An 802-nucleotide genomic window follows, 5' to 3' on the forward strand; every position below is an offset into this window, starting at 1 on the left:
CATTTTCCTCATACTTAAATATTGACTTAGCTCAACCAAGCAAAATTTATCTGTAATACAAAAAATGAAGGTGTGTCAAAAATTGTACACCTTCTTTTTTTACGCACAAAGCCCCGACTTTCACAAGCAGGGGCTTTGTTATTACCTAAAGATTTTGTATCTTTAAGCATAACATTTTATACTATGACAAAGATACATTTTCGTCCTTACAATCCCAACCAAACAGTGCTTTTTCCTCCAAGAATTGACGAGGATATTGCAGAGCATGATCCAGTTCGGATGGTTGACGCTCTGGTTGAGAGCCTGACCCTTGAAAGTTTCAGGAAGTTGTATAAGGAATGCGGGCGCAGCCCTTACCATCCCAGGATGATGCTCAAGGTCATTCTGTATGCCTATATGAACAACATCTACTCCTGCCGGAAAATCGAAAAGCTCCTTCACCGTGACATCCATTATATCTGGCTGGCCGGATATGAGAAACCGGATTTCATTACCATCAACCGTTTCCGCAACCGGGTGAAGAATGAAATCAACGAGGTGTTTACCCAAACCGTACTCCTTCTCTCTTCCAAAGGCTTCATCAGCCTGAATGTGGAATACATTGACGGGACAAAGATCGAATCCAAAGCCAACAAGTACACTTTCGTCTGGCGAAAAACGGTTGAGCGGAACCGTGAACGCCTGATGAAGAAGATACATATCCTGCTAGGGCAGATAGACAATGTCATCGCCCAGGAGAACTCATCGGAAAGCAATGAGGAGATTGAGTTCACTCCGGCCATGCTGACTGAAATGGCGGGAG

The 802-nt window shown here is 43.6% G+C and carries 1 protein-coding gene; it reads left to right on the top strand.

The genetic code is table 11. The features are described from left to right. Window positions 1-183 precede the first annotated feature (183 nt). On the top strand, window positions 184-802 hold a 619-nt coding region (locus IE178_RS37130; protein ID WP_193515077.1), incomplete at its 3' end, for a transposase.

Origin of the sequence: Streptomyces griseoloalbus (assembly GCA_014650015.1) — a bacterium.
Lineage (GTDB): Bacteria > Actinomycetota > Actinomycetes > Streptomycetales > Streptomycetaceae > Streptomyces > Streptomyces griseoloalbus.